We start from the raw sequence: 5,560 nt of genomic DNA on the forward strand, positions 1-5,560 counted from the left end.
AATTCGCCTCCCGCTAACGAGAGATCGGAAGCGCAAGTGGTTGAAGTTGTTGAAGAAATCTTCGAAAACTTCTGAAAATAATCACTTGACAGCAAATGAGGCTGCTGTAGAATGCGCGCCTCGGTTGAGACGAAAGATCTTAACCAACCGCTCTTTAACAACTGAATCAAGCAATTCGTGTGGGTGCTTGTGGAGTCAGACTGATAGTCAACAAGATTATCAGCATCACAAGTTACTCCGCGAGAAATCAAAGATGTAACCAACGATTGCTGAGCCAAGTTTAGGGTTTCTTAAAAACCCAAAGATGTTTGAACTGAAGAGTTTGATCATGGCTCAGATTGAACGCTGGCGGCAGGCCTAACACATGCAAGTCGAGCGGATGAAGGGAGCTTGCTCCTGGATTCAGCGGCGGACGGGTGAGTAATGCCTAGGAATCTGCCTGGTAGTGGGGGACAACGTTTCGAAAGGAACGCTAATACCGCATACGTCCTACGGGAGAAAGCAGGGGACCTTCGGGCCTTGCGCTATCAGATGAGCCTAGGTCGGATTAGCTAGTTGGTGAGGTAATGGCTCACCAAGGCGACGATCCGTAACTGGTCTGAGAGGATGATCAGTCACACTGGAACTGAGACACGGTCCAGACTCCTACGGGAGGCAGCAGTGGGGAATATTGGACAATGGGCGAAAGCCTGATCCAGCCATGCCGCGTGTGTGAAGAAGGTCTTCGGATTGTAAAGCACTTTAAGTTGGGAGGAAGGGTTGTAGATTAATACTCTGCAATTTTGACGTTACCGACAGAATAAGCACCGGCTAACTCTGTGCCAGCAGCCGCGGTAATACAGAGGGTGCAAGCGTTAATCGGAATTACTGGGCGTAAAGCGCGCGTAGGTGGTTCGTTAAGTTGGATGTGAAATCCCCGGGCTCAACCTGGGAACTGCATCCAAAACTGGCGAGCTAGAGTATGGTAGAGGGTGGTGGAATTTCCTGTGTAGCGGTGAAATGCGTAGATATAGGAAGGAACACCAGTGGCGAAGGCGACCACCTGGACTGATACTGACACTGAGGTGCGAAAGCGTGGGGAGCAAACAGGATTAGATACCCTGGTAGTCCACGCCGTAAACGATGTCAACTAGCCGTTGGGAGCCTTGAGCTCTTAGTGGCGCAGCTAACGCATTAAGTTGACCGCCTGGGGAGTACGGCCGCAAGGTTAAAACTCAAATGAATTGACGGGGGCCCGCACAAGCGGTGGAGCATGTGGTTTAATTCGAAGCAACGCGAAGAACCTTACCAGGCCTTGACATCCAATGAGCTTTCCAGAGATGGATTGGTGCCTTCGGGAACATTGAGACAGGTGCTGCATGGCTGTCGTCAGCTCGTGTCGTGAGATGTTGGGTTAAGTCCCGTAACGAGCGCAACCCTTGTCCTTAGTTACCAGCACGTAATGGTGGGCACTCTAAGGAGACTGCCGGTGACAAACCGGAGGAAGGTGGGGATGACGTCAAGTCATCATGGCCCTTACGGCCTGGGCTACACACGTGCTACAATGGTCGGTACAAAGGGTTGCCAAGCCGCGAGGTGGAGCTAATCCCATAAAACCGATCGTAGTCCGGATCGCAGTCTGCAACTCGACTGCGTGAAGTCGGAATCGCTAGTAATCGCGAATCAGAATGTCGCGGTGAATACGTTCCCGGGCCTTGTACACACCGCCCGTCACACCATGGGAGTGGGTTGCACCAGAAGTAGCTAGTCTAACCTTCGGGAGGACGGTTACCACGGTGTGATTCATGACTGGGGTGAAGTCGTAACAAGGTAGCCGTAGGGGAACCTGCGGCTGGATCACCTCCTTAATCGACGACATCAGTTGCTCCATAAGTTCCCACACGAATTGCTTGATTCATTGAAGAAGACGAAAGAAGCAGCCCGAAATTGGGTCTGTAGCTCAGTTGGTTAGAGCGCACCCCTGATAAGGGTGAGGTCGGCAGTTCGAATCTGCCCAGACCCACCAATTTTGTGTGGGAAACGCCTGTAGAAATACGGGGCCATAGCTCAGCTGGGAGAGCGCCTGCCTTGCACGCAGGAGGTCAGCGGTTCGATCCCGCTTGGCTCCACCACTACTGCTTCTGAAGTAAGAGCTTAGAAATGAGCATTCCATCGCTGCGATGGTGAATGTTGATTTCTAGTCTTTGACTGGTTCGTTCTTTAAAAATTTGGGTATGTGATAGAAAGATAGACTGATGGCCACTTTCACTGGTGGTGATCAGGCTAAGGTAAAAGTTGTGAGTTCTCTTAGTTGAGAAATTCGAATTTTCGGCGAATGTCGTCTTCACAGTATAACCAGATTGCTTGGGGTTATATGGTCAAGTGAAGAAGCGCATACGGTGGATGCCTTGGCAGTCAGAGGCGATGAAAGACGTGGTAGCCTGCGAAAAGCTTCGGGGAGTCGGCAAACAGACTTTGATCCGGAGATGTCTGAATGGGGGAACCCAGCCATCACAAGATGGTTATCTTGTACTGAATACATAGGTGCAAGAGGCGAACCAGGGGAACTGAAACATCTAAGTACCCTGAGGAAAAGAAATCAACCGAGATTCCCTTAGTAGTGGCGAGCGAACGGGGACTAGCCCTTAAGTGGCTTTGAGATTAGCGGAACGCTCTGGAAAGTGCGGCCATAGTGGGTGATAGCCCTGTACGCGAAAGTCTCTTAGTCATGAAATCGAGTAGGACGGAGCACGAGAAACTTTGTCTGAATATGGGGGGACCATCCTCCAAGGCTAAATACTACTGACTGACCGATAGTGAACTAGTACCGTGAGGGAAAGGCGAAAAGAACCCCGGAGAGGGGAGTGAAATAGATCCTGAAACCGTATGCGTACAAGCAGTGGGAGCAGACTTTGTTCTGTGACTGCGTACCTTTTGTATAATGGGTCAGCGACTTATTTTCAGTGGCGAGCTTAACCGAATAGGGGAGGCGTAGCGAAAGCGAGTCTTAATAGGGCGTCTAGTCGCTGGGAATAGACCCGAAACCGGGCGATCTATCCATGGGCAGGTTGAAGGTTAGGTAACACTGACTGGAGGACCGAACCGACTACCGTTGAAAAGTTAGCGGATGACCTGTGGATCGGAGTGAAAGGCTAATCAAGCTCGGAGATAGCTGGTTCTCCTCGAAAGCTATTTAGGTAGCGCCTCATGTATCACTGTAGGGGGTAGAGCACTGTTTCGGCTAGGGGGTCATCCCGACTTACCAAACCGATGCAAACTCCGAATACCTACAAGTGCCGAGCATGGGAGACACACGGCGGGTGCTAACGTCCGTCGTGAAAAGGGAAACAACCCAGACCGTCAGCTAAGGTCCCAAAGTTATGGTTAAGTGGGAAACGATGTGGGAAGGCTTAGACAGCTAGGAGGTTGGCTTAGAAGCAGCCACCCTTTAAAGAAAGCGTAATAGCTCACTAGTCGAGTCGGCCTGCGCGGAAGATGTAACGGGGCTCAAACCATACACCGAAGCTACGGGTATCACGTAAGTGATGCGGTAGAGGAGCGTTCTGTAAGCCTGTGAAGGTGAGTTGAGAAGCTTGCTGGAGGTATCAGAAGTGCGAATGCTGACATGAGTAACGACAATGGGTGTGAAAAACACCCACGCCGAAAGACCAAGGTTTCCTGCGCAACGTTAATCGACGCAGGGTTAGTCGGTCCCTAAGGCGAGGCTGAAAAGCGTAGTCGATGGAAAACAGGTTAATATTCCTGTACTTCTGGTTATTGCGATGGAGGGACGGAGAAGGCTAGGCCAGCTTGGCGTTGGTTGTCCAAGTTTAAGGTGGTAGGCTGAGATCTTAGGTAAATCCGGGATCTTAAGGCCGAGAGCTGATGACGAGTTGCCTTTAGGCGACGAAGTGGTTGATGCCATGCTTCCAAGAAAAGCTTCTAAGCTTCAGATAACCAGGAACCGTACCCCAAACCGACACAGGTGGTTGGGTAGAGAATACCAAGGCGCTTGAGAGAACTCGGGTGAAGGAACTAGGCAAAATGGCACCGTAACTTCGGGAGAAGGTGCGCCGGTGAGGGTGAAGCACTTGCTGCGTAAGCCCACGCCGGTCGAAGATACCAGGCCGCTGCGACTGTTTATTAAAAACACAGCACTCTGCAAACACGAAAGTGGACGTATAGGGTGTGACGCCTGCCCGGTGCCGGAAGGTTAATTGATGGGGTTAGCTAACGCGAAGCTCTTGATCGAAGCCCCGGTAAACGGCGGCCGTAACTATAACGGTCCTAAGGTAGCGAAATTCCTTGTCGGGTAAGTTCCGACCTGCACGAATGGCGTAACGATGGCGGCGCTGTCTCCACCCGAGACTCAGTGAAATTGAAATCGCTGTGAAGATGCAGTGTATCCGCGGCTAGACGGAAAGACCCCGTGAACCTTTACTATAGCTTTGCACTGGACTTTGAATTTGCTTGTGTAGGATAGGTGGGAGGCTTTGAAGCGTGGACGCCAGTTCGCGTGGAGCCATCCTTGAAATACCACCCTGGCAACTTTGAGGTTCTAACTCAGGTCCGTTATCCGGATCGAGGACAGTGTATGGTGGGTAGTTTGACTGGGGCGGTCTCCTCCTAAAGAGTAACGGAGGAGTACGAAGGTGCGCTCAGACCGGTCGGAAATCGGTCGTAGAGTATAAAGGCAAAAGCGCGCTTGACTGCGAGACAGACACGTCGAGCAGGTACGAAAGTAGGTCTTAGTGATCCGGTGGTTCTGTATGGAAGGGCCATCGCTCAACGGATAAAAGGTACTCCGGGGATAACAGGCTGATACCGCCCAAGAGTTCATATCGACGGCGGTGTTTGGCACCTCGATGTCGGCTCATCACATCCTGGGGCTGAAGCCGGTCCCAAGGGTATGGCTGTTCGCCATTTAAAGTGGTACGCGAGCTGGGTTTAGAACGTCGTGAGACAGTTCGGTCCCTATCTGCCGTGGACGTTTGAGATTTGAGAGGGGCTGCTCCTAGTACGAGAGGACCGGAGTGGACGAACCTCTGGTGTTCCGGTTGTCACGCCAGTGGCATTGCCGGGTAGCTATGTTCGGGAAAGATAACCGCTGAAAGCATCTAAGCGGGAAACTTGCCTCAAGATGAGATCTCACTGGAACCTTGAGTTCCCTGAAGGGCCGTCGAAGACTACGACGTTGATAGGTTGGGTGTGTAAGCGCTGTGAGGCGTTGAGCTAACCAATACTAATTGCCCGTGAGGCTTGACCATATAACACCCAAGCAATTTGAGTCGAAAGGCCAGATTGCGGTGTGTGAAGACGAAAATGAACCGAAAGTTCGACGCTCACAAAACACCGATAGCTATCACATACCCAATTTGCTGAAGCGAGGCCCACTGGCCACGACTCAGTACCCGAATTTCTTGACGACCATAGAGCGTTGGAACCACCTGATCCCATCCCGAACTCAGAAGTGAAACGATGCATCGCCGATGGTAGTGTGGGGTTTCCCCATGTGAGAGTAGGTCATCGTCAAGATTAAATTCCGAAACCCCAATTGCGAAAGCAGTTGGGGTTTTGTTTT

Annotated in this window: 2 tRNA genes and 3 rRNA genes; all 5 read left to right on the forward strand. The window is 51.4% G+C overall.

Annotated features, from left to right (window positions below):
* The first annotated feature begins 310 nt into the window (after positions 1-310).
* The 5 genes from EIY71_RS28285 (at position 311) to rrf (ending at position 5,514) form a co-directional block, all read left to right on the forward strand.
* A 16S ribosomal RNA gene (locus tag EIY71_RS28285) occupies positions 311-1,847 on the forward strand.
* An 81-nt stretch (positions 1,848-1,928) separates the two neighbouring features.
* Positions 1,929-2,005, forward strand: a tRNA-Ile gene (locus tag EIY71_RS28290).
* A gap of 30 nt (positions 2,006-2,035) precedes the next feature.
* Positions 2,036-2,111 (forward strand) — tRNA-Ala (locus EIY71_RS28295).
* A gap of 244 nt (positions 2,112-2,355) precedes the next feature.
* A 23S ribosomal RNA gene (locus tag EIY71_RS28300) occupies positions 2,356-5,246 on the forward strand.
* Between the two features lie 152 nt (positions 5,247-5,398).
* A 5S ribosomal RNA gene (gene rrf / locus EIY71_RS28305) occupies positions 5,399-5,514 on the forward strand.
* Together the 16S, 23S and 5S rRNA genes with 2 tRNA genes alongside form the textbook arrangement of a ribosomal RNA operon.
* The last annotated feature ends 46 nt before the right edge of the window (positions 5,515-5,560 follow it).

This window comes from Pseudomonas sp. CH235 (assembly GCF_004368175.1).
Classification (GTDB): Bacteria; Pseudomonadota; Gammaproteobacteria; order Pseudomonadales; family Pseudomonadaceae; genus Aquipseudomonas; species Aquipseudomonas paraglycinae.